Here is a 21,449-nt window from a genome sequence, read left to right as displayed (position 1 = left end):
CGCATCGACGAGCTGATGCCCTGGGCCTTCAAATCCTCGTCGCCGACGCCGGCCGCCTGATCGCTTGCCCGCACGCTGAACCAATCGCTGGCAAAGCTTTGCGCCAAAGGCGTGCAATGCCTTGTCGCAACGAATTGCAAGCTGCTCTTCCATTCCAGCGGCAATGGGACGGAAACGGCGCTTACGGTATCTCCAATATTCGCAGCGGCGCGAGACGCACGAAATGCTCGGCGATGCGCAGCGGCAATGAGAAGACGAGATCGCTGCTCGCCACGATCCAGGGCGCCGAGAGAAAATTCGGCACGACGAGCGAAACCTTGCGCGCGAGGCCGCGCCGCTCCAGCCAATCGTCGATGATGCCCGTGCCCGCCTCGCGCCGCGACATCAGCATATGTTTCGCCGCGACGAATTGCTCGAGCGTCGGCTCGTTCGTCGGAAAATCGGGATGGTCGCGCCGCGCCAGCGCGACGATGCGATCCGTGTAGAGCCGCTCGCGCCGCACATAGGGCGTCGAATCCAATATCACGTCGAAGCCGATGACGAGATCGACCTCGCCGGCGTCCGCCGCCTCGCGTAGCGATCCCGACGTCTGCACGAGATGGATTTCCACATTGGGCGCCTGCCGGCTCACCGACCGCATCAGCGGCGGCAACAGGCAGAATTCGACGTAATCATTCGTCGCTATGGTGAAGCGCCGCTGCGTCGTCGCCGGCGAGAACTCCTTCGAGCCGCGGATCACCTGCTCGACCTCGTTCAATATGGAAGCGACCGGCTCGACCAGGGCGAGCGCGCGCTGCGTCGGCTTCATCCCTTGTGGTGTCTTCACCAGCACCGGATCGTCGAGCTGCTGGCGCAGGCGCTGCAGCACATGGCTCATCGCCGATTGCGTGATGAACATCTTTTGCGCCGCGCGCGAGACATTGCGCTCCTCCATCAGAAAGTTGAAGGCGACGAGAAGATTGAGATCGAAGTTCCGCAGCTCGGTCATGCGCCCGCCATTCGTCCCCCGCGCAAAGCGAGGATCGCTCGTGAAGATGACGCCAGAACGGCGCCGCCGACGCCACTGAAAATTTTCGATAGCACGATGAAAACAATGCATTTTACCAAAGAGAGAGGCGGACCTTACCTCTCCTTGCGGCCGTGCGGAAGCGGGCGCGGACGCAAGACGAAAAAAGGAGAGAGAAATGAGCCTCACGACGGAGACCGCCGGCAAGGCCGGCGTCGCGGACGACACGGATGTGATCGTCGATTTGAAGCTGTTCTGGATCGGCGCCGCGGCCCTTTGCGCTTTCTATCTGATGGTGCGCATTTATGAGCAGATTTTCGGCTGGCGCGCCGGCCTCGATTCCTTCGCGCCGGAGTTCCAGACCTATTGGCTGACGATATTGTGGACCGAGATTCCGCTGGAGCTGGTCGCCGGCCTCGGCCTCGCCGGCTATTTGTGGAAGACGCGCACGCGCGACATGTCCAAGGTGACGCCGCGCCAGGAGCTGCGCGCGCTCGTCGACAATATGAAATGGCTGACGATCTACGCCATCGCCATCTATTGGGGCGCGAGCTTCTTCACCGAGCAGGACGGCACCTGGCATATGACGGTGATCCGCGACACGGATTTCACCCCGTCGCATATCATCGAATTCTACATGAGCTATCCGATCTACTCGATCATGGCGGTGGGCGCCTTCTTCCACGCCAAGACGCGCATCCCCTATTTCTCCAAGGGCTATTCGCTGGCCTATCTGATCGTCGCCGTCGGCCCCTTCATGATCATCCCCAATGTCGGCCTCAATGAATGGGGCCATACGTTCTGGTTCATGGAGGAACTGTTCGTCGCGCCGCTGCATTGGGGTTTCGTCTTCTTCGGCTGGATGGCGCTCGGCGTGTTCGGCGTGGTTCTTCAGCTCTTGATGCGCGTCAAAGCGCTGCTCGGCGAGGATGGCGTGAAGGCCGTCATCGGCTGACCTCGCGGTCTCGCGCCCGCCATCCCCTGGCGGCGGGCGCGGGGCGGCTTTTCCGCATTGCGGCTCCGGGCCATCTCGCAACCGCGAAAAGGAGTCTGCGCAAGAATTGGACAATTGCGAAAAAACCCTGGTTTTCCGGGGGATTCGCGGCTGCGACTGCGGCTTGACACGAAATGGCGCTGCCCATATGTTGCGCGCGGCTCGAACGACTTGGCCGCCCGGCCGATATCGCGTCGCGTCGAAATCCCTTCCGTCGCCCCTGTCCGGGCGTTTCCTCGGCGATCATCTATGCTGCTCGCGCGTGCTCTGAAGCTTTTGCGCGAGGAGGAGAGCCGATGACGATGGACAAGAACGAGAGCGACCGAGATCTGCGCGCGCGGCTGGAGCGACTCCAGGCCGAGCTCGTCGGCAAGGAAGCGGAGCGACGCGCCGAGACAGGCGGCGGATTGCCGGTCGGCGGGTCGTTCGGAAAGGCGCTGAGCGCGGGCTTCACCGTGCTGTCCGAATTTGTCGCGGCGATTCTCGTTGGCGCGTTGATCGGATGGCAGGCGGACCGCTGGTTCGGCTCCGGGCCGTGGCTGCTGATCCTGTTTCTGGGGCTCGGCGTCGCTGCGGGCTTCTACAATGTGTTTCGCTTCGTCGCGCCGAAAGACGCGCGAGGCGGCGGATGAAACAGGCGGCCCGACTTCCTCGGCGCCGCGGAGATGAAGGGCCGGGCGTCGTCCGGATCGAGCGATGAATCCTACCGAGCAGTTCGAGCTCCAGCGTATTGCGCCTTACTTCATCAATGGCGTCGACGTCTCCTTCACCAACGCCTCGCTCTATATGTTGCTCGCCGCTTCGGCGGCTATCATCCTCACCATATTCGCGACGTCCAAGCGCGCGCTGGTGCCGGGCCGCGGACAGGCGCTCGCCGAGGTCCTCTACGAATTCGTCGCCAATACGGTGCGCTCCACGGCGGGCAAGGAAGGGATGCGCTTCTTCCCCTTCGTCTTCACGCTGTTCACCTTCATTCTGATGTCGAATCTGATCGGCCTCGTCCCCTACACCTATTCGCTGTCGAGCCAGATCGTTCTCACCTTCGCCTTCGCGGCCTTCGTCCTCCTTCTGGTGATCCTCTACGGGCTCTACCGCCATGGCTTCGGCTTTCTGCGGCTGTTCGTGCCACATGGCGTTCCCGCGCCGGTGCTGGTCATTCTGATCCCGATCGAGATCATCTCCTTCCTGTCGCGGCCCGTGTCGCTCTCGGTTCGTCTCTTCGCCAATATTCTCGCCGGCCATATCACGCTCGCCGTGTTCGGCGGCCTCGCCGTGATGCTGCTGGGCGCCGGCTCCTGGGCCGCGCTCGCGCCGGTTCCCGTGCTCGGCGTCGTCGTGCTCTACGCCCTGGAGCTGCTGGTCAACTGCCTCCAGGCGTTCGTCTTCACCGTCCTCACTTGCGTCTATCTCAATGACGCGATCCACCCGGGCCACTGATAAATATTCGAACAATAAATGGTCGCCCGCCCAAAAAGAGCAGGAGTTAACAATGGCTGATGTTTCCGTCTACGGCCCGATCGGCGCTGGTCTCGCCGCCATCGGAACGGGCGCCGCCGCGATCGGCGTCGCGATCATCTTCGGCAACTATCTCAATGGCGCGCTGCGCAATCCGTCGGCCGCGGCCGCTCAGTTCACCAACGCCATCATCGGCGCGGCGCTGGCCGAAGGTCTCGGCATCTTCGCGTTTCTGATCGCGATCCTGCTCTATCTCAAGGCCTAAAGGCCTTAATGAACAAAGGCTCGGGACGCGTCCCGAGCCTTTGTCGTCTCCCACGCAGACAAGAGGCTGGAAGCCGTCATGGCGAATATCGTTCTCGCCGCCGAAGAGGCGGCGCCGCATGGAGCCCATGAGCCGGGCGCGACGCAAACGAGCGTCGAGCATCACGGTGGAGGCGAGTTTCCGCCGTTCCAGACGGAGAATTTCGTTCCGCAGCTCGTCTGGCTGGCGCTGACGTTCGGACTTCTCTACATTCTCATGTCGCGCATCGCATTGCCGCGCATCGGCTCCATCCTGCACGACCGCGAGAGCCGCATCGAGAGCGATCTCTTCGCCTCGCGCGAGCTCCAGGCGAAGGCGCAGGAAGCCGCCGCCGCGCATGACGAGACATTGCGCGTCACCAAGGCGCAGGCGCAGGACATCGGCCGCGCCGCCCAGCAGCAGTCTGCGTCCGAGACCGCCTCGCGCCGCGCGAGCGAAGAGGCCGCCTTCGCCGAGAAGGTCGCCGCCGCGGAGGCGCAGATTCTCGCCGCCAAATCAGAGGCGTTGTCCAATGTCGAGGCGATCGCCACCGAAGCCGCCGGCGCGATCCTCGAGAAGTTGACGGGCGCCCGCGTCGCCGCCGAGACGCTGCAAGGCGAATTTCGTAACATCAAGGCGAGCTGAGAGGTCGAGCCATGCATTTCGACGCGGAAGTTTTCGTCGCCATCGGCTTCGGCATTTTCGTCTGCGTGCTCCTCTATGTGGGAGCGCATAAGAAGCTCGCGGCCGCGCTCGATTCGCGCGTGATTCGGATCAAGAGCGAGCTCGCCGAGGCCGAGCGCTTGCGCAGCGAGGCGGAGAGCCTGCTCGCCTCCTTCGAGAAGAAGCGCGAAGACGCCGAGGAAGAGGCCAAGGCGATCGTCGCTCAGGCCAAGAGCGAGGCCGAATTGCTGGCGAGCGAAGCGCGCCAGCACCTCGAAGAGTATATTGCCCGCCGCACCAAGCAGGTCGAGGACAAGATTGCGCAGGCCGAGGCTCAGGCCGCCGCCGAGGTGCGCGCTAGCGCCGCCGACGCTGCGGTGAAGGTCGCCGAGGCGGTGCTGCGCAAGGGCGTCGCCGGCGCCGATTTCGTCTCCGCCGGCATTGCGGATGTGAAGTCGCTGGCGCACTGACGCGCAGCGGCGCCGCTCTCCCGATCAAAAAGGCCCGAAGTCGTGAGACTTCGGGCCTTTTTCTATTCCAGAATTCTATTCCGGGCTCTTGTTTTCGACCGCCCTTCCGACGCCGAACCGGCGTCTCCTTCGGCAGGAAACGCTCTCTGCAGAAACGAAAGCAGGCCTTTTCGGCGCGCTTTCTGCTTCGCCGATCAGGCGGCGCGCGCGAGCTCCCGCGTCCGCCGCGGCATCGCGACGGCGTCCCGTGCGCCCGCGCCGGAAACGCGGCCCTCGGCGCCCTCGAGCGCGCCTTTCGTCAGCTCCAGCCCGAGGAAGCGCTCGCGCTCCACCGGCCCGGGCAGGACGAGCTCTTGCGTGAAGCGGGCGTCGAAGCCGAAGCGCGCATAATAGGGCGCGTCGCCGACCAGCAGAACCGCGCGATGATTGCGCGCGGTCGCCCGGGCGATGCCTTCCTCGATCATGGCGGCGCCGAGGCCGAGCGCGCGACAATCGCGCGCCACCGCCACCGGACCCAGCAGAAGCGCCGGGCGTCCGGCGCCGGCGAAGATCGGCCACATGCGCATCGTCGCGATGAGGCGGCCCTCGCCCTTGGCGACGAGCGCCAGCCCGCGCGCCGGAATGCGCCCTTCGCGCAGCCTCTCACAGGTCTTGAGAAAGCGCGCCGGGCCGAAGGCCTCGTCGAGCAGCGCTTCGCGGGCCGACACATCCTGCGGCGCCTCGTCGAGAATGTCGAAGGCCGCGCCGATGTCGACCGGCGCTCCGACCCGCGCAAAGCCGTGCGAGGCGATCTGATGGTGAGGGAATTCAAAGGCCATCGGTTCCTCCCTTCGAGGACGGACGACCCTCGCGCCTGGCGCGCATCGCAGCGCGCCCGCCGAACGGGACAGATAATTTTGGGCGGGGCGGCTGCGAGCCAGAAGGCTCGCAGCCCGGAGGCGTCAGATGACGAAGGATTCGAGCGGCGGGAAGCCATTGAAGCCGACCGACGAATAGGTCGTCGTATAGGCGCCGGTTCCCTCGATCAGCACCTTGGAGCCGATCTCCAGGCTGATGGGCAGGAGGTAGGGCTCCTTCTCATACAGCACGTCCACCGAATCGCAGCTCGGGCCGGCGATGACGCAAGGCGCGGTTGCCGAACCGTCTGCTGCTGTGCGGATCGGATAGCGGATCATCTCGTCGGTCGTCTCGGCGAGGCCATTGAACTTGCCGATGTCGAGATAGACCCAGCGAACCTCGTCCTCCTGCGACTTCTTCGACACCAGCACGACCTCGGCCTCGATCACGCCGGCGTTGCCGACCATGCCGCGGCCGGGCTCGATGATCGTCTCGGGAATGCGATTGCCGAAATGCTTCGACAGCGCTCGGAAGATCGCCTGGCCATAGGCCTTAACGGCCGGCACATTCTTGAGATAGCGGGTCGGAAATCCGCCGCCGAGATTGACCATCTGCAGCTGAATGCCGCGCTCGGCGAGATCGCGGAAGATCGACGAGGCCGACTTCAGCGCGCCGTCCCACATGTTCGGATTGCCCTGCTGCGAGCCGACATGGAAGGAGACGCCATAAGCCGAAAGTCCGAGGCGATGAGCGTGCTCGAGGACGCGCGGCGCCATATCCGGCGCGCAGCCGAATTTGCGCGACAGCGGCCATTCGGCTCCGGCTCCGTCGCAGAGAATGCGGCAGAACACCTTGGAGCCCGGGGCGGCGCGGGCGATCTTCTCGACCTCCGCCTCGCAATCGACCGCGAAGAGGCGCACGCCCAGCGCATAGGCGCGGGCGATGTCACGCTCCTTCTTGATCGTGTTGCCGAAGCTGATGCGATCCGGCGTCGCGCCGGCGGCCATGGCCTGCTCGATCTCGACGACCGAAGCCGTGTCGAAGCAGGAGCCGAGCGAGGCGAGAAGGGAGAGCACCTCCGGCGCCGGATTGGCCTTCACCGCGTAGAATACGCGCGTGTCCGGCAGCGCCTTGGCGAAGCTCGTGTAATTGTCGCGCACGACCTCGAGGTCGACGACGAGGCAGGGGCCGACATCGCGTCCGGCGCGACGACGGGCCTCCAAAAATTCGCGAATACGATCCGTCATTTGCGGCATCCCCAACGAAGTCGCGGCATAAAGAGCCGCGGAGTGGCCAAGGGCTTCGATCGGATGCACGCCGCCGTTTGCGCAGCGCGCTGTGGAGGCGCGCTGAACATCGAGACGACTGCGTTCCATGACCGTCCAACGGCTCCGCTCGAGGCGGGACGCCAAACGGTCGGGTGATGCGCCGTCGGCTAGACGAAGCACGGACGCGAATGCCCGGACGGACATCGAATCCGATTCGAATAGCCATCGCTTGGAAGGGGATTTTTCCCTTTCCGCACGCCCGGCAAGAAAGACAAGCCTCTTCGGTACGCCGACCTTTGGAGGGTCGACAGAGACGAAAAAGCCCGGTCCGTCGTTGCTTTAAGTCGCGATCCCTCGCTCAGGCGAGGTTCGCCGGTTTCGCCTCCGGCTGCCGGTTTTATTCCGACGGTTGACCGGCCTCTTGTCCGGATCCCCGCCGACCGACACACGACCACAGGCACGTGCGAAATTGGGCAAAGACGTAAATACGCGCTTTCACCGGCTCTGCAAGAGCTTTTTCGCGCCGAGACGAAATTTGTCCGCCTTCGGCCGATTTTACGCCTCTGACCGGGATTAGTCGGAGCGTCTTGCGGCCCGGCGCAAAGCCGGATAGGCAGAAGCCCGGACGGGGCCGAGCGGCGGGCCGCGCTCGTGAGGACGGGGCGGCGTCTCGAAGAACGCCCGATTCGTTCATGATGCGAAGACGGGCTCCCGCTCGTCGCTTTTTTCCGGAAACCGACTGAAATGATCGATATCACACGCCGCCGGCTTCTCGGCGCGATGGTCGCGGCGGGCGCTCAGGCCGCGCCGCTGGGGCGCGCGGTCGCACAATCCGTCCCCAATGGGCAACAGCCGCGCTTTGGTCTCGAGGATGTGACGCGCCGCGCCCGCGAGCTCGCGGGCGCGCCTTTCGAGGCGGCGCCGCCGCAGCTGCCGGACGAATTGGCGAAGCTCGACTTCGACTCCTTCCGCGATCTGCGCTTCCGTCCGGAAAAAGCGCTGTTCTCCAATATTCCCGGTTCTTTCCGGCTGCACACCTTCCATCTCGGCTTTCTCTACAAGCGCCCGGTGACGGTGAACACGATCAGGGACGGCATTCCGACGCCTATCCCTTATTCGGCGTCGCTGTTCGACTACGGCCGCAACAAATTCGAGAAGACTCTGCCGATCAACATCGGCTTCGCCGGCTTCCGCCTGCATTTTCCGCTCAATGATCCGCATGTTCACGACGAGGTGATCTCCTTCCTCGGCGCGAGCTATTTTCGCTTTCTCGGTCGCGGCCAGCGCTACGGGCTTTCGGCGCGCGGGCTCTGCGTCGACTGCGGTGACAATACGGAGGTCTTCCCCTTCTTCCGCGAATTCTGGATCGAGACCCCGCAGCCGGGAAGCAATCGCATCACCATTTACGCGCTGCTCGACGGCGAGGCGGCGACCGGCGCCTATCGCTTCGATCTCGCGACGGGCCAGGACAGCACGATCGACGTGCAGGCGACGATCTTCCCGCGCCGCAAGGGGAAGTTCGGCCTCGCGCCGCTCACTTCAATGTATCTCACCGGCGAGAACGACCGCCGTATGCGCGACGGCTTCCGCACCGAGCTGCATGATTCGGACGGTCTGCTCGTCCATGGCGATTCGAAGGAATGGCTCTGGCGCCCGCTCGCCAATGCGCCGATCGCGCGGCTGACCACTTTCTCCGATCCCAATATTCGCGGCTTCGGGCTGATGCAGCGCGACCGCAATTTCGAGGCCTATCAGGACATCGACCTCGCCTATGAGCGCCGGCCGAGCTATTTCATCGAGCCGCAAGGCGCCTGGGGCGAGGGCGCCGTCGAGCTGCTGGAGCTTCCGACGCTCGACGAGACCAACGACAATATCGTCGCCGCCTTCGTCGGCGCGCAGCCGCTCGAGATCGGCAAGCCCTTCTCTTATGCCTATCGCATCACCTCGCTGCTCGATCAGCCGCGTCTGTCGCCCAATGGCCGCGCGGTGAACACTTTCGACACGCCGGCGCGAGCGCTCGGCTCGGGCGAGTCGACGGCGCCCGGCGCGCATCGCTTCCTCGTCGATTTCGCCGGCGGCGATCTCGCTTATTACGTCAATGATCCCTCGCAGGTGGAGGTGGTCGCCTCGGCCGCGAACGGCTCCGTCATTCGCTCGAGCGTCGCCGCCAATCCGCATATTGACGGGATACGCGTGATGTTCGACGTGGCGGCGAAATCGGGACAGACGGCGGATGTCCGCGTCTTCCTCAAGGCCGGTCCGCTCACGTTGACGGAGACGTGGACGTATCCGTGGACGCCGTGAGGAGCCGATGGAGGCCGGCGAATAGCGAGCAGGCGGCTCGCCGCCTGCTCGCTATTCGCGTCACACCCCCAAGCTCAGCTGCGAATCGACGGCTTCGCCCGCCGGCGCCAGCGACGAGAGCGTGACGCCGAGCAAACGCACGCCCTTCGGCGAGGGAAACAGCGGATGCAGCAGCGCCCGCGCCGCCGCCTCCAGCGCGGCGCGCGAGGCGATCGGCGCCACGCTGGTGCTGCGCCGCGTGATCTGCTGAAAATCCGCATATTTGACTTTGACCGTAACCGTGCGTCCCGTGATCCGCGCGCCCTCGCAATGGGCGGCGACGCGCGTGACGATGGGCGCGAGAGCGGCGACGGCCTCGTCCAAAGCGAAGAGGTCCTGCGCGAAGGTCACTTCGGCGCCGATCGATTTTCGAATGCGGTCCGGCCGCACCTCGCGATCGTCGACGCCGCGCGCGATGCCGTAATAATAGCCGCCCGCTTTGCCGAAATGCATTTGCAGGAAAGGCAGCGTCTTGGCGCGCAGATCGAGGCCCGTCTCTATGCCGAGCGCATTCATTTTCTTCGTCGTCGCCGGCCCGACGCCGTGGAACTTGCCGATCGGCAGGGCGGCGACGAAATCGGCGCCCTTGTCCGGCGGGATGACGAAGAGACCATTCGGCTTGTTCTGGTCGGAAGCGAGCTTGGCGAGAAATTTGTTGTAGGAGACGCCGGCCGAGGCCGTGAGCCGCGTCTCCTCGCGAATGCGCGCTCTGATCTCTTCTGCGATACGAGTTGCGGAGGCGATGCGCTTGCGATTGTCGGTGACGTCGAGATAGGCCTCGTCCAGCGAGAGCGGCTCGACCAAGGGCGTATAGTCGAGAAAGATCGCGCGAATGCGGCGCGAGACCTCGCGATAGACGTCGAAGCGCGGCGGCGCGAAAACGAGATCGGGACAGCGCCTCATCGCAGTGACCGAGGGCATGGCCGAGCGCACGCCGAAAGCGCGCGCCTCATAGCTCGCCGCCGCCACGACGCCGCGCGCGCGCGGCGAGCCGACGGCGACGGGTCTTCCGCGCAATTGTGGATTATCGCGCTGTTCGACCGACGCATAGAAAGCGTCCATGTCGACGTGAATGATCTTGCGTTGTGACGCCATATGGACGCTTTGTGGGCGAAACGCCGAGCGAGCCGCTGCGGGAGCGCGAAAAATCTCACGTCGGCGCGCGGGATTCAACCCGAGGGCGTCGCTGGCGACTCGACCGCTCTTTCGAAAGGCGAGCTCGAGCGTCGCGCCGCCGCACCTTGGAACCCCGGCCGCGCGCGACAGATGAAGGACGTCAGCCCCGACGTCGCGGCGCAGTCATGATCCGATTGGAGCATGTCAGTAAATGTTTCGGCGGCGCGCGCGTCGTCGACGACGTCACGCTGACGATAGAGCCCGCGCGCGCCACGGCGCTGATCGGCCCCTCCGGCTCCGGCAAATCCACGCTTCTGTCCATGATCGTCGGGCTCACGACGCCCGATGACGGCGAGATCGAGGTGGCGCGCCATCTGCTGACGCCGCTCTCGGCGGAGAAGCTCCGGCGCCTCATGGGCTATGTGATTCAGGAGGGCGGCCTTTTCCCGCATCTCACCGCGCGCCGCAACATTGAGCTGATGGCGCGCGAGACGGGCTGGCCGGCGGAGCGTCGCGCGGCGCGGCTCGAGGAGCTGCTACAGCTCACGCGCTTTCCGGCCGAGGCGCTGGAGCGCTTTCCGGCCGAGCTTTCCGGCGGCCAGCGGCAGCGCGTGGCGCTGATGCGCGCGCTGATGCTCGATCCCGAGATTTTGCTGATGGACGAGCCTCTCGGCGCGCTCGATCCGCTGATCCGCGCCGATCTTCAGGACGATCTCGCCGCGATTTTCGCGCGGCTGCGCAAGACCGTCGTCATCGTCACGCATGATCTCGCCGAGGCCGGCTTCTTCGCCGAGAGAATCGTGCTGATGAATCGCGGCCGCATCGTCCAGCAAGGACGCTTCGCCGATTTCGTCGAGCGGCCGGCGGAAGAATTCGTGACGCGCTTCGTGCGCGCCAGCGCGCGGCGGCTGTCCGATCTGCCGCTTCCGCCCGGGGGCGCGCGATGAGGCGCGCTCTCGCAATGCTGCTCGCGCTTCTTCTGCTCGGCGCCTGCGCGCGCGAGGGAGACGCTGTGCGCATCGGCTCGAAGACCTTCACCGAATCCGTCATTCTCTCGAACATTGTCGCCGATCTCGCCGCCGCCTCGGGCGCGCGCGTCATTCGCCGGCCGGCGCTCGGCGGCACGCGGCTCGTCTGGAATGCGCTGCTCTCCGGCGAGATCGACGCCTATCCCGAATATACGGGCACGCTGCGGCAGGAGATTCTCGCCGAGCTGCGGCTCGCCAATGATCGCCAGCTCGCCGACGCGCTCGGCGAGCTCGGGCTGCGCATGAGCCTGCCGCTCGGCTTCGGCAATGGCTATGCGCTGGGAATGCGGCGCGACAAGGCCGAGGCGCTGGGCGTTCGCGATATCTCCGATCTCGCGCGGCATCCTTCGCTCGTCTTCGGCTTGAGCGAGGAATTGCTCGCCCGCGCCGATGGCTGGCCGGCGCTGCGCGCCGCCTATGGGCTCGCCGCGGAGGATGTGCGCGGGCTCGATCACGACATCGCCTATAAGGGTCTCATCGAGGGCGCGATCGATGTCGTCGATCTCTACGCCACCGATCCGCAGATCGCCGATCGGCGCATTCTCGTGCTCATCGACGACCGCAAGCTCTTCGCGGAAAATCGCGCCGTCCTGCTCTATCGCGCCGATCTCGAGCAGCGCGCGCCGCGGGCGGTCATGTCCATGCTGCGGCTCGAGGGCCGCATCGACGCGCCGGCGATGATCGCGATGAATGTCGCGGTGAGGACGGGACTTCGCACAGAACGCGAGGCGGCGGCGAATTTCGTCGCCACGCAATTCGGCGTCGAGGCGCCGGCGCCTTCGCAGAGCCTCGCCGAGCGCCTGTGGCGACGCACGCGCGAGCATCTCTTTCTCGTCGGCGTCTCGCTCGCGGCGGCGATCCTCGTCGCTGTGCCGCTCGGCGTCGCGGCGGCGAAGCGCCCGCGCCTCGGCCATGCGATTCTCGGCCTCGCCAGCGTGCTGCAGACGATTCCCTCGTTGGCTCTGCTCGTCTTCATGATTCCGCTGCTCGGCATCGGCGCGCCGCCCGCCATCGTCGCGCTCTTCCTCTATAGCCTGCTGCCGATCGTGCGGAATGTCGCGACCGGCCTCACGACGATTCCGCGCGCGATCGAAAATTCGGCGATCGCCATCGGCCTTTCGCCCTGGCGGCGCTTGCTTCTCGTCGAATTGCCGATGGCTTCGCCGGCGATACTCGCGGGGCTGAAGACGGCGGCGGTCATCAATGTCGGCACGGCGACTTTGGGCGCGCTCATCGGCGCCGGCGGCTATGGCCAGCCGATCTTCACCGGCGTGCGGCTGGACAATTTCGCGCTGATCCTCGAGGGCGCGATTCCGGCGGCGCTGATGGCGCTCGCCGTGCAAGGGCTGTTCGATCTCGCCGAGTCGTGGATCGTGCCGAGAGGCTTGCGGCTGAAGGCGAGCGGATGATCTTTTCGCGCAATGTCGGCCGCGTCACTCCTTCGGGAAATCCAGCCGCATCTCGCGATAGCGCTCGGGGTCGTCGGCCCAGTTCTCGCGCACCTTCACGAACAAGAAGAGATGCACCTTCTGCTCGGCGGCCTCGGCGATCTCGCGGCGCGCGGCCTGGCCGATCGCCTTTATGGTGCGGCCGCCTTCGCCGATGACGATCTTCTTCTGCCCGTCGCGGGTGACATAGATCGTCTGCTCTATGCGCGCCGAGCCGTCCTTCTGATTTTGCCAGGAATCGGTCTCGACCGTCGATTGATAGGGCAATTCGTCGTGCAGACGCTCGAAGATTTTTTCGCGCGTGATCTCGGCGGCGAGCAGCCGCAGCGGCGCATCGGAGAGCTGGTCTTCGGGATAGAGCCAGGGCGAGGGCTTCATCAGCGCGGCGAGCTCGGCTTTGAGATCGGCGACGCCGTCGCCGTTCAGCGCCGAGATCATATAGGTCTCGATGAAATTCGCCTTTTGCGTGAGCGCCGCCGTGAGCGCCAGCAGAGAGTCGCGCGGCACGAGATCGATCTTGTTGAGCGCGAGAATCTTGGGCGCGGAGAGCGCGGCGAGCTTGGCGACGATCTCCTCCACCTCGGGAACGAGGCCGCGGCGCGCGTCGACCAGCAGCACGATGGCGTCGGCGTCTCCGGCGCCGGAGATGGCGCTCGCCACCATGGCGCGGTCGAGCCGGCGCTTTGGCGCGAAAATGCCGGGCGTGTCGACGAGGATGATCTGCGCCTCGCCCTCCAGCGCTATGCCGCGCACGAGGGCGCGCGTCGTCTGCGCCTTGCGCGAGACGATGGAGACTTTCGCGCCGACGAGCTGATTGAGCAGCGTCGATTTGCCGGCGTTGGGCGCGCCGACCAAGGCGACGAAGCCACAGCTTGTTTCGGTCACGAGAATGCGCCTTTCGATGTTGGCATGAAGCCCTGGTCCAAGTCAGCGCCCTCACCTCGAGGAGCCGGCGTCTCGAAGGGTCGCGACGCCGCGCGCTGGAGCATCCTTCGAGGCTTTTTGCGTTCCGCAAAAAGCACCTCGGGACGAGGGGATTGTGTTTTCGTGGTCGCGGAGCTGTTTCTCACGCGTCCTCCCGCTCGATCCCCTCGCGGTCGAGAAAGGCTTGGGCGGCGGATTGCTCCGCGGCGCGCTTGGAGGCGCCGGCGCCGCGCGCGGCCTCGAAACCCTCCACCTCCACCGCCACCTCGAAGAAGGGCGCGTGATCCGGCCCGCTGCGCGCGGCCAGCAGATAGCGCGGCGTGGCGAGACGTCGGGCCTGCGCCCATTCCTGCAGCGCGGTCTTGGCGTCGCGCAGCCGGCGCCCCGGCGCGCGCATACGTTCGGCGAAAGCGGCGCGCACCACGGCCTCGGCCGCCTGCGGGCCGCCGTCGAGATAGACCGCCCCGATGATCGCCTCGCACATATCGCCCAATATGGCGCGTTTCTTCCGCCCGCCCGTCTGCGCCTCGCCGTCGCCGAGCCGCATGAAGGGGCCGACGCCCCAGCGCTCGGCGACTTCGGCGCAGGATTCCTTGCGCACGAGATCGGCGAGTCGCCGCGACAATTCCCCTTCGCTCTCCTGCGGGAAATGCTCATAGAGCATATGGGCGACGACGACGCCGAGCACACGATCGCCGAGAAACTCCAGCCGCTCGTAGGATTCCGGCCGTGCGGCGGAGGCGCTGACATGGGTCAGCGCATGTTCCAGCAGGCCGCGATTGGCGAAGCCATGGCCGACATTCGCCTCGAGGACGGCGAGGTCCTCTCGACTGCGAGCGCCCATTTGCGTCTGCTTTTTGCCGAGCGGCGTCAATGCGCCGGCTTGAACAGGCGATCCCATCTGACCGTCCATGGCCAGCGCCAGAAGGCCAGAGCATATTCGTCCTTCTGCACCGAGAAGAAGATGATCTCGGCGCGGCCCACCAGATTTTCGAAGGGCACATAGCCGACGCCGCCTTCCGCCGGCGCGAAGCGCGAATCGGTGGAATTGTCGCGATTGTCGCCCATCATGAAATAATTGTTCGGCGGCACCACGAAGAGCTCGGTGTTGTCCTTATAGCCGTGATCGCCGTCGATCTCGATGATCGTATGGGCGACGCCGCCGGGCAAGGTCTCGATATAGGTCGGGACCTCGGTCTCGCGGCCGTCGCGGCTCTCGTGCTTTTCCCGGGGCTTGGCCTCGCGCGGCACGATCTCGCCGTTGAGATAGAGGCGGCCGTCGATCATCTGGACGCGGTCGCCGGGCAGACCGATCACGCGCTTGATGTAATCGGTCTCATTGTCGCGCGGCAGCTTGAACACGACGACGTCGCCGCGCTTGGGCTGCGAGCCGAGCACGCGGCCGGAGAAGAGATCGAGCCGCCAATCGAGATAAGGCACGGAGGGCAGCGAGTAGTTCGAATAGCCATAGGCGTATTTCGAGACGAAGACATAATCGCCGATCAGCAATGTCGGGATCATCGAGCCCGAGGGAATGTTGAAGGGCTGAAACAGCAGCGTGCGAATGACGAGCGCGATGACCAGCGCCTGGACGATCACCTTGATCGTCTCGAGCAATCCACCTTCGTCGCGCCGTTCGGCGACCGAGACGTTCCTGCTCAAACTGCGTCACTCCCTTTTGGCCGAAGCCGCTTTCGGTCGTCCGTTTCGATTCGTGAGCGAGCCTGAAGGCTCGCGGTCCGGGGCGCGATGGACCGCGAGCCTTCAGGCTCGCTCGCATCGCTCGTCTATCACGTCAGCGCCTCTATGAGAACCTGGGCCTGCGCGAGCGGATATTCGTCGGTCAATGTGAGGTGAATCACGATCCGCGCGCCCTGCGGCGCGATCGCGGCCAGACGCTCGGCGGCGGCGCCGGTCAGCTCGACCGTCGGCTTGCCGGAGGGCAGATTGACCACCCCCATGGTTTTCCAGGTAATTCCGTCGCTTATGCCGGTGCCGAGCGCCTTGGCGCAGGCCTCCTTGGCGGCGAAGCGCTTGGCATAGGAGGCCGCGCGGGCGGCGCGTCCTTCCGATTTCTCGCGTTCGACATCGGTGAAGCAGCGGCGGACAAAGCGCTCGCCATAGCGCTCGAGCGCCTGCTCTATGCGGCGAATGTCGCAGAGATCGCTGCCGAAGCCGATGATCATGCGGCGCCCGCGCCTTCGTCGATCGCCCGGCGCATGGCGCGGATCGATTCGGCGAGGCCGATGAAGACCGCCTCGCCGACGAGGAAATGGCCGATGTTCAGCTCGACGATCTGCGGCAGCGCCGCGATGCGCCGCGCCGTCGCATAGTCCAGCCCATGGCCGGCGTGGCACTCGAGCCCGCGCACCGTCGTATGGGCCGCGGCCGCCACGATGCGGGCGAACTCGCGCTCGGCCGCCTCGAGCTCCCCCACCTCCACCGCATGGCACCAGGCGCCCGTATGCAGCTCGACGACCGGCGCCTTGATCGAAGCCGCGGCGTCGATCGCCTCCGCGCTCGGCTCGATGAAGAGCGAGACGCGAATGCCGGCGCGATTCAGCTCGTCGACGAAGGGGACGAGATGGTCATGTCCGCCGATGACGTCGAGCCCGCCCTCGGTGGTGCGCTCGGTGCGGCGCTCCGGCACCAGGCAGACGGCGTGCGGCTTGGTCTGGAGCGCGATATCGAGCATCTGCTCGGTCGCGGCCATTTCGAAATTGAGCGGCTTTGAGATTTCGGGCTTGGAGATTTCCGCCTTCAGCCGCGCCATGTCGGCGTCGCGAATATGGCGGCGATCCTCCCGCAAATGCGCTGTAATGCCGTCGGCGCCGGCCTCGATCGCCAGCAGAGCGGCGCGCACAGGGTCCGGCGAGAGGCCGCCGCGGGCGTTGCGAACGGTGGCGACGTGATCGACATTCACGCCGAGACGTATGCGGCGAGCAGTCATGTTTCCTCACCCGATGACGCGCTCGACCTTGCTGACCAGAGCGCTGGCCCGCAGCCGGGCGATGATGTCGTTCAAATGTTTCAAATCGGCGACTTCGAGATCGAATCGCATCTCACGGAAGTCGGGAGAATGAATGGCGAAGGCGACATTGTCGATATTGGCTCCCGTTTCGCCGATCAGCGTCGCCAGCCCGCCCAGCGTTCCCGGCTCGTTGATCGCCGTCACCACGAGCCGGGCCGGGAAGAGCTCCCGATTTTCCGGGTCGATGTCCCAGCGCACGTCGAGCCAGCGGTCCGGCTGATCGTCGAAGGCGGTCAGCGCCGGCGATTGGATGGGATAGATGGTGATGCCTTCGCCCGGCGTCAGTATGCCGACGATGCGGTCGCCCGGCACGGCGCCGCCCTCGGGCGCGAAGCGCACCGGAACGTCGCCGCGCAGGCCGCGAATCGGAATGGCGCTGGCCTGATCGGAGGCGCCCGGCGCCTTGAACACCACATTGACATTGGACTTCATGCCGAACCAGCCGGGCTCGCCCGGCTCGAGGCGCATCTGCGGGGCGGGTTTGCGCTCCTCGCTGAAATCCGGATAGACGGATTTCACCACATCGCCGGAATAGATCTCGCCGCGGCCGACGGCGGCGAAAGCGTCCTCCAGCGAGGCGCGGGCGAGCCGCGGCAGCGCGGCCTTGAGCTTCTCGTCCGAGACCGGACGCCCGGCGCGCTCGAAGGCGCGAGTGACGATCTGGCGCCCGAGCCCGGCATATTGCATCCGCACGGCTTCGCGCGTCGCGCGGCGGATGGCGGAGCGCGCCTTGCCGGTGACGACGAGCGACTCCCAGGCCGCCGGCGGCACATGGCTCTCGGCGCGAATGATCTCCACCTCGTCGCCATTCTGCAATTGCGACAGCACCGGCGCAATGCGTCCGTTGATCTTGGCGCCGACGGCGGAATCGCCGACGCGCGTATGCACGGCATAGGCGAAATCGATCGGCGTCGCGCCGCGCGGCAGCGCGATCAGCCCGCCCTTGGGCGTGAAGCAGAACACCTGGTCCTGAAACAATTCGAGCCGCGTATGCTCGAGGAATTCTTCCGGGCTGTCGCCATGGGCGAGCAATTCCAGCGTGTCCTGCAGCCATTTGAAGGCGCGGCTCTCCTTGGCCAGCTCCTCCTTGCCCTCGTCGCTGGAGGAATCCTTGTAGAGCGCATGAGCGGCGATGCCGAAGCGGGCGATCTCATGCATGGTCGCGGTGCGGATCTGCAGCTCGACGCGCTGATGGCCGGGGCCGATCACAGTGGTGTGAATGGAGCGATAGTCGTTCTGCTTGGGCGTCGAAATATAATCCTTGAACCGCCCCGGCACGCTCGGCCATTTGGTGTGCACTATGCCGAGCGCGCGATAGCAATCCTCCACATCGTCGACGATGATGCGAAATCCGAAAATATCGGAGAGCTGCTCGAAGGCGATCGACTTGCGCTCCATCTTGCGCCAGACGGAATAGGGCGTCTTCTGCCGCCCGGTGACGGCCGCGTGAATTCCGCGCGTGGCGAACTCCTGCGTCAGCTCCTTCTCGATCTTTTTGATGATGCGGCCATTTTTGGCGCGCAGATCGTGCAGGCGGGATTCGATCGCCTGATAGGCCTCCGGCGTCAAATGGCGGAAGGCGAGGCCTTCCAACTCCTCGCGCAGGCGCTGCATACCCATGCGGCCGGCGAGCGGCGCATAAATGTCCAGCGTCTCCTGCGCGATGCGCGCGCGCTTTTCCGGCGGCACGAAATGCAGCGTGCGCATATTGTGCAGCCGGTCCGCGAGCTTGACCAGAAGCACGCGCACATCCTCGGCGACGGCGAGCAGAAGCTTGCGGAAATTCTCGCCCTGCGCGGCTTTTTTGGAGACGAGGTCGAGCTTCTCGATCTTGGTCAGCCCATCGACGAGCTTGCCGATCTGCGGGCCGAACAGACGGTTGATCTCGTCGAGCGTCGAGCTCGTGTCCTCCACCGTATCGTGCAGCACGGCGGCGACGATGGTGGCGTCGTCGAGCTTGAGGTCGGTGAGGATCGCCGCCACTTCGAGCGGATGCGAGAAATAAGGGTCGCCGGAGGCGCGCGTCTGCTGGCCATGCGCCTTCATGGCGTAGACATAGGCGCGATTGAGCAGGTCCTCGTCGACCTGCGGATTATATTTTCGAACTCGCTCGACGAGCTCGTATTGGCGCATCATAGGCGTCGACCGGCGATCGGGTTGCGCGGATCGTCGGGAGGCGTCGCGGAGCTCACGGGAGAAGATCGGACGGGAGACGGCGCGAGCGCCCGAAACCGGCCGACGGCCGCATTCGAGTTCGATTGTAGAACAGCTCGTCGCCAGTCCCTAGCGTTTTCGGCGGGCGAGGGCGGGGCAATCGGATGTACGCCGAAAGGCGCGCGTCCCTCCCCATCTCCCCGGCAAAGACTTAGGGTTTCATCCCCTCCCGAGCGCCTTTTCGGGAGCCCCCGCGACGTCATTGCCGGGCTCGCGGCGCCTCGGAAAGTGCGAGTTCGATCGCCGGCAATCGGAGAAACGCCCTTCGGCGGGCGATTACTCGCCTTCGTCCTCGACCTCGGCCGGAGGCACGAGACCCTCGAGGCCGCGGAGAAGATCCTCCTCCGTCATACGGTCGAACTGCGCATCGCCGCCGCCGTCGGAATCCGGCGCCGTGGCCAGAGACGGCACGGTCTCGGTCTCGGGCTCGTCGACCTCGACATGGCGTTGTAACGAATGGATGAAATCTTCCTTGAGATCGTCCGGCGAAAGCGCGGTCTCGGCGATTTCGCGAAGCGCGACGACAGGGTTTTTGTCCTTGTCGCGCTCGACCAGGATCGATTGGCCCGAGGAGATCAGCCGCGCGCGATGCGCCGCGAGCAGGACCAGATCGAAGCGGTTCTCGATTTTGTCGATGCAGTCTTCGACGGTGACGCGCGCCATGACTTCTCGGACTCCTCTAGCGTTCGATCGGTCGGCCTGCTACACTAATTTTTCGGCTCTGGCAATGCGTGGCGTCGCCCCGGGTTTCCTCCTCCTATGGTCGCCGATGTCTATTGCTGTAGTATTTCTCTGCGGAATTTTTGCCTTCCCCTCTTGACGGCCGCCGATACATGGTCGATTTACGACCATAACGAAGGGCGTGACTGTAATGTGACCGATCCTGTACGCAAAAGGCGCGAGTTGCGGCGGCACGCTCGAGGAGCGTGAGGCGGGGGGAGCGACAGCGCTGGATTTGCGTCACTTTAAGAGTCGCGTCACTGTAGAGATGCGTGCTGCCAGTAGGGTCGACAGCGCGCGCGGCAAGCGGCGGCCCCTCGATACTGGACCCATAAGCGAGACCAACAACGATGGCAGACCCGGAACGAATTGCCTTATTCATTGATGGCGCCAACCTCTATGCGACAGCCAAATCGCTCGGATTCGATATCGACTACAAGCGGCTGCTGCGGGAGTTCCAGGGCAAGGGCCGGCTGATTCGCGCCTTCTACTACACGGCGCTGATCGAGGATCAGGAATATTCGTCGATCCGCCCGCTGATCGATTGGCTCGACTACAACGGCTACGCCGTCGTCACCAAGCCGACCAAGGAGTTCGTCGATTCGCTCGGCCGCCGCAAGGTGAAGGGCAATATGGACATAGAGCTCGCCGTCGACGCGATGGAGATGGCCGAGCACATCGACCATATGGTGCTGTTCTCCGGCGACGGCGATTTCCGTTCGCTGGTCGAGGCGGTGCAGCGCAAAGGCGTGCGCGTTTCGGTGATCTCGACGATCACCACGCAGCCGCCGATGATCGCCGACGAGCTTCGCCGCCAGGCCGACGAATTCGTCGATCTCATCCATCTCGTCGGCAAGATCGGCCGCGATCCGGGTGAGCGCGCCGAGCGTATGCAGCGTTTCCAGGAGCGCCGGCCGCAGCCGGTGACGCCGGGCGGCGCCCCCGACGACGATCACGACGCCTGATCGGCCTCGAAAATCGGATTCACGCGCGGACGAGCCGGGCCCTGATTGCCCGCTCTGTCCGCGCTTGGTCGCGTACAGGCTCGAGCTGCGGGAGCGCTATCCCGATTGGCATAATGCGCCGGTCGCCGAATTCGGGCCGCGGGACGCGCGAATGCTGGTGGTCGGCCTCGCGCCGGGGCGCATGGGCGCCAATCGCACCGGCCGCCCTTTCACCGGCGACGACGCCGGCCGTCTCCTCTATGCGACGCTCGCGGAATTCGGCTTCTGCAGCGGAGTCTATGACGCCCGCGCGGATGACGGCGTCGCGCTCGTCGATTGCCGAATCACCAATGTCCTGCGTTGCGTTCCGCCCGGCAACAAGCCGCTTCCTTCCGAGCTGTCCGCCTGTCGACCCTTTCTATTCGCGACATTTCGCCGGCTGAAACGGGTGCGGCTCATTGTCGCGCTCGGCCGCGTGGCGCATGAGGGCGTGCTGCGCGCCTTCGCGCTGAAGCCGGCCGATTTTCCTTTCGCCCATGGTCGCGAACATAAGATCACAGCGAATACTCGCAAACGATCGATTATTCTTATCGACAGCTATCATTGCTCGCGTCTCAACACCAATACGGGCGCGCTGACGCCGCAGATGTTCAGCGTGATCTTCGCGCGCGCGCGGGGAATTTTGGACGAATTGTGCTGAGTCCT

At 65.1% G+C, this 21,449-nt stretch carries 22 protein-coding genes; 11 read left to right on the top strand and 11 right to left on the bottom strand.

Features of this window, described 5'->3' with window-relative positions:
* Window positions 1-181 precede the first annotated feature (181 nt).
* Window positions 182-988: a LysR family transcriptional regulator gene (locus tag FMZ75_RS16220; protein WP_246729014.1), complete on the bottom strand. Its 807-nt coding sequence runs from the start codon at window positions 986-988 to the stop codon at window positions 182-184.
* 196 nt (window positions 989-1,184) lie between these two features.
* Here FMZ75_RS16220 and amoC point away from each other — a divergent pair, with 196 nt between their 5' ends.
* The 6 genes from amoC (at window position 1,185) to FMZ75_RS16190 (ending at window position 4,871) form a co-directional block, all read left to right on the top strand.
* Window positions 1,185-1,961, top strand: coding sequence for a bacterial ammonia monooxygenase, subunit AmoC (gene amoC / locus FMZ75_RS16215; protein ID WP_166144184.1), 777 nt, complete (start codon window positions 1,185-1,187; stop codon window positions 1,959-1,961).
* A 335-nt stretch (window positions 1,962-2,296) separates the two neighbouring features.
* Window positions 2,297-2,632: an AtpZ/AtpI family protein gene (locus FMZ75_RS16210; protein WP_108915694.1), complete on the top strand. Its 336-nt coding sequence runs from the start codon at window positions 2,297-2,299 to the stop codon at window positions 2,630-2,632.
* Between the two features lie 64 nt (window positions 2,633-2,696).
* Window positions 2,697-3,437, top strand: coding sequence for a F0F1 ATP synthase subunit A (locus FMZ75_RS16205; protein WP_018267103.1), 741 nt, complete (start codon window positions 2,697-2,699; stop codon window positions 3,435-3,437).
* A gap of 52 nt (window positions 3,438-3,489) precedes the next feature.
* A complete protein-coding gene (locus FMZ75_RS16200) occupies window positions 3,490-3,720 on the top strand; it encodes a F0F1 ATP synthase subunit C (protein WP_018267102.1) in 231 nt (76 codons plus the stop codon).
* Between the two features lie 78 nt (window positions 3,721-3,798).
* Complete coding sequence (locus FMZ75_RS16195; RefSeq protein WP_142863539.1) at window positions 3,799-4,383, top strand: ATPase; 585 nt, start codon at window positions 3,799-3,801, stop codon at window positions 4,381-4,383.
* Window positions 4,384-4,394: 11 nt separating this feature from the next.
* On the top strand, window positions 4,395-4,871 hold the full coding sequence (locus FMZ75_RS16190) for an ATP F0F1 synthase subunit B (protein ID WP_166144182.1): 477 nt from the start codon (window positions 4,395-4,397) through the stop codon (window positions 4,869-4,871).
* 194 nt (window positions 4,872-5,065) lie between these two features.
* Here FMZ75_RS16190 and FMZ75_RS16185 read toward each other — a convergent pair whose 3' ends face one another.
* Together FMZ75_RS16185 and FMZ75_RS16180 are read right to left on the bottom strand one after the other, a co-directional pair.
* A complete protein-coding gene (locus FMZ75_RS16185) occupies window positions 5,066-5,689 on the bottom strand; it encodes a GNAT family N-acetyltransferase (RefSeq protein WP_166144180.1) in 624 nt (207 codons plus the stop codon).
* A gap of 123 nt (window positions 5,690-5,812) precedes the next feature.
* The gene (locus tag FMZ75_RS16180; RefSeq protein ID WP_166144178.1) at window positions 5,813-6,955 is read right to left on the bottom strand and encodes a type III PLP-dependent enzyme; all 1,143 of its coding nucleotides are present in this window, start codon (window positions 6,953-6,955) and stop codon (window positions 5,813-5,815) included.
* 765 nt (window positions 6,956-7,720) lie between these two features.
* Here FMZ75_RS16180 and FMZ75_RS16175 point away from each other — a divergent pair.
* On the top strand, window positions 7,721-9,280 hold the full coding sequence (locus FMZ75_RS16175) for a glucan biosynthesis protein (protein ID WP_108915699.1): 1,560 nt from the start codon (window positions 7,721-7,723) through the stop codon (window positions 9,278-9,280).
* 60 nt (window positions 9,281-9,340) lie between these two features.
* Here the strand turns inward: FMZ75_RS16175 and dinB are convergent, their stop codons facing one another.
* Window positions 9,341-10,414 carry a DNA polymerase IV gene (dinB, locus tag FMZ75_RS16170; RefSeq protein WP_108915700.1) on the bottom strand — a complete coding sequence of 358 codons (1,074 nt, stop codon included), beginning with the start codon at window positions 10,412-10,414 and terminating at the stop codon, window positions 9,341-9,343.
* A gap of 206 nt (window positions 10,415-10,620) precedes the next feature.
* Here dinB and FMZ75_RS16165 point away from each other — a divergent pair, with 206 nt between their 5' ends.
* Both FMZ75_RS16165 and FMZ75_RS16160 read left to right on the top strand, forming a co-directional pair.
* Window positions 10,621-11,382 (top strand): ATP-binding cassette domain-containing protein, encoded by a 762-nt coding sequence (locus tag FMZ75_RS16165; RefSeq protein WP_166144176.1) that lies wholly within the window; start codon window positions 10,621-10,623, stop codon window positions 11,380-11,382.
* 14 nt (window positions 11,383-11,396) lie between these two features.
* Window positions 11,397-12,872 (top strand): glycine betaine ABC transporter substrate-binding protein, encoded by a 1,476-nt coding sequence (locus FMZ75_RS16160; RefSeq protein ID WP_142861619.1) that lies wholly within the window; start codon window positions 11,397-11,399, stop codon window positions 12,870-12,872.
* Between the two features lie 24 nt (window positions 12,873-12,896).
* On the opposite strand, the gene era is transcribed toward FMZ75_RS16160, so the two are convergent.
* The 7 genes from era to rpoZ form a co-directional block, all read right to left on the bottom strand.
* A complete protein-coding gene (era, locus tag FMZ75_RS16155; protein ID WP_108915703.1) occupies window positions 12,897-13,796 on the bottom strand; it encodes a GTPase Era in 900 nt (299 codons plus the stop codon).
* 181 nt (window positions 13,797-13,977) lie between these two features.
* Window positions 13,978-14,679 (bottom strand): ribonuclease III, encoded by a 702-nt coding sequence (gene rnc / locus FMZ75_RS16150; protein ID WP_108915824.1) that lies wholly within the window; start codon window positions 14,677-14,679, stop codon window positions 13,978-13,980.
* Between the two features lie 26 nt (window positions 14,680-14,705).
* On the bottom strand, window positions 14,706-15,497 hold the full coding sequence (gene lepB, locus FMZ75_RS16145) for a signal peptidase I (RefSeq protein ID WP_108915704.1): 792 nt from the start codon (window positions 15,495-15,497) through the stop codon (window positions 14,706-14,708).
* Window positions 15,498-15,625: 128 nt separating this feature from the next.
* Window positions 15,626-16,021, bottom strand: a complete 396-nt coding sequence (gene acpS, locus FMZ75_RS16140; RefSeq protein ID WP_142861616.1) for a holo-ACP synthase — start codon at window positions 16,019-16,021, stop codon at window positions 15,626-15,628.
* Window positions 16,018-16,785, bottom strand: a complete 768-nt coding sequence (locus FMZ75_RS16135) for a pyridoxine 5'-phosphate synthase (protein ID WP_142861615.1) — start codon at window positions 16,783-16,785, stop codon at window positions 16,018-16,020. Before FMZ75_RS16135 ends, acpS begins: the two co-directional genes overlap by 4 nt.
* A 6-nt stretch (window positions 16,786-16,791) precedes the next feature.
* Entirely contained in the window at window positions 16,792-19,002 is a 2,211-nt protein-coding gene (locus FMZ75_RS16130) for a bifunctional (p)ppGpp synthetase/guanosine-3',5'-bis(diphosphate) 3'-pyrophosphohydrolase (protein ID WP_108915707.1), read from the bottom strand.
* 354 nt (window positions 19,003-19,356) lie between these two features.
* A complete protein-coding gene (rpoZ, locus tag FMZ75_RS16125; protein ID WP_142861614.1) occupies window positions 19,357-19,743 on the bottom strand; it encodes a DNA-directed RNA polymerase subunit omega in 387 nt (128 codons plus the stop codon).
* 407 nt (window positions 19,744-20,150) lie between these two features.
* Between rpoZ and FMZ75_RS16120 the strand changes: the two genes are divergently transcribed.
* Together FMZ75_RS16120 and FMZ75_RS16115 are read left to right on the top strand one after the other, a co-directional pair.
* Window positions 20,151-20,765 carry an NYN domain-containing protein gene (locus FMZ75_RS16120; protein WP_108915709.1) on the top strand — a complete coding sequence of 205 codons (615 nt, stop codon included), beginning with the start codon at window positions 20,151-20,153 and terminating at the stop codon, window positions 20,763-20,765.
* Window positions 20,766-20,829: 64 nt separating this feature from the next.
* Window positions 20,830-21,444 carry a uracil-DNA glycosylase gene (locus tag FMZ75_RS16115; RefSeq protein ID WP_207783472.1) on the top strand — a complete coding sequence of 205 codons (615 nt, stop codon included), beginning with the start codon at window positions 20,830-20,832 and terminating at the stop codon, window positions 21,442-21,444.
* Window positions 21,445-21,449 lie beyond the last annotated feature (5 nt).

The organism is Methylosinus sp. RM1, from assembly GCF_011378635.1.
Taxonomy (GTDB): Bacteria; Pseudomonadota; Alphaproteobacteria; order Rhizobiales; family Beijerinckiaceae; genus Methylosinus; species Methylosinus sporium.
This window is presented reverse-complemented; position numbering and strand designations above follow the sequence as displayed.

What these genes read in the sequence shown, in the direction of transcription:
- FMZ75_RS16220 (WP_246729014.1), bottom strand. Translation starts at nt 988, where the DNA reads ATGACCGAGCTGCGGAACTTCGATCTCAATCTTCTCGTCGCCTTCAAC.
- amoC (WP_166144184.1), top strand. Translation starts at nt 1,185, where the DNA reads ATGAGCCTCACGACGGAGACCGCCGGCAAGGCCGGCGTCGCGGACGAC.
- FMZ75_RS16210 (WP_108915694.1), top strand. Translation starts at nt 2,297, where the DNA reads ATGACGATGGACAAGAACGAGAGCGACCGAGATCTGCGCGCGCGGCTG.
- FMZ75_RS16205 (WP_018267103.1), top strand. Translation starts at nt 2,697, where the DNA reads ATGAATCCTACCGAGCAGTTCGAGCTCCAGCGTATTGCGCCTTACTTC.
- FMZ75_RS16200 (WP_018267102.1), top strand. Translation starts at nt 3,490, where the DNA reads ATGGCTGATGTTTCCGTCTACGGCCCGATCGGCGCTGGTCTCGCCGCC.
- FMZ75_RS16195 (WP_142863539.1), top strand. Translation starts at nt 3,799, where the DNA reads ATGGCGAATATCGTTCTCGCCGCCGAAGAGGCGGCGCCGCATGGAGCC.
- FMZ75_RS16190 (WP_166144182.1), top strand. Translation starts at nt 4,395, where the DNA reads ATGCATTTCGACGCGGAAGTTTTCGTCGCCATCGGCTTCGGCATTTTC.
- FMZ75_RS16185 (WP_166144180.1), bottom strand. Translation starts at nt 5,689, where the DNA reads ATGGCCTTTGAATTCCCTCACCATCAGATCGCCTCGCACGGCTTTGCG.
- FMZ75_RS16180 (WP_166144178.1), bottom strand. Translation starts at nt 6,955, where the DNA reads ATGACGGATCGTATTCGCGAATTTTTGGAGGCCCGTCGTCGCGCCGGA.
- FMZ75_RS16175 (WP_108915699.1), top strand. Translation starts at nt 7,721, where the DNA reads ATGATCGATATCACACGCCGCCGGCTTCTCGGCGCGATGGTCGCGGCG.
- dinB (WP_108915700.1), bottom strand. Translation starts at nt 10,414, where the DNA reads ATGGCGTCACAACGCAAGATCATTCACGTCGACATGGACGCTTTCTAT.
- FMZ75_RS16165 (WP_166144176.1), top strand. Translation starts at nt 10,621, where the DNA reads ATGATCCGATTGGAGCATGTCAGTAAATGTTTCGGCGGCGCGCGCGTC.
- FMZ75_RS16160 (WP_142861619.1), top strand. Translation starts at nt 11,397, where the DNA reads ATGCTGCTCGCGCTTCTTCTGCTCGGCGCCTGCGCGCGCGAGGGAGAC.
- rnc (WP_108915824.1), bottom strand. Translation starts at nt 14,679, where the DNA reads ATGGGCGCTCGCAGTCGAGAGGACCTCGCCGTCCTCGAGGCGAATGTC.
- acpS (WP_142861616.1), bottom strand. Translation starts at nt 16,021, where the DNA reads ATGATCATCGGCTTCGGCAGCGATCTCTGCGACATTCGCCGCATAGAG.
- FMZ75_RS16135 (WP_142861615.1), bottom strand. Translation starts at nt 16,785, where the DNA reads ATGACTGCTCGCCGCATACGTCTCGGCGTGAATGTCGATCACGTCGCC.
- FMZ75_RS16130 (WP_108915707.1), bottom strand. Translation starts at nt 19,002, where the DNA reads ATGATGCGCCAATACGAGCTCGTCGAGCGAGTTCGAAAATATAATCCG.
- rpoZ (WP_142861614.1), bottom strand. Translation starts at nt 19,743, where the DNA reads ATGGCGCGCGTCACCGTCGAAGACTGCATCGACAAAATCGAGAACCGC.
- FMZ75_RS16120 (WP_108915709.1), top strand. Translation starts at nt 20,151, where the DNA reads ATGGCAGACCCGGAACGAATTGCCTTATTCATTGATGGCGCCAACCTC.